At 57.6% G+C, this 203-nt stretch carries 1 pseudogene; it reads right to left on the bottom strand.

Annotated elements, in window-relative coordinates:
* Positions 1 to 20: 20 nt before the first annotated feature.
* Positions 21 to 203: pseudogene (locus A3728_RS21045) on the bottom strand (ParB/RepB/Spo0J family partition protein); the annotation flags it as partial.

Below are 203 nucleotides of genomic sequence, written 5' to 3' on the forward strand. Positions count from 1 at the left end.
CTTGCGGAGCTTGTGGCCGATCAGTGACCGCCCAGTTTCCGGCATAGCTCATCCAGTTGGTCGAGGGTTTCATAGGTGACGGTCAACTGGCCACCCTCCCCGCCTGCAGTATGGCTCAAGGTGACCTTCATACCAAGGTTGGCCGAAAGATCACCTTCAAGCGCCTTGGTATCGGCATCCTTTTCCTCACCCTCTGTACGGCG

Origin of the sequence: Sulfitobacter sp. HI0040, from assembly GCF_001634885.1 — a bacterium.
Taxonomy (GTDB): Bacteria; Pseudomonadota; Alphaproteobacteria; order Rhodobacterales; family Rhodobacteraceae; genus Sulfitobacter.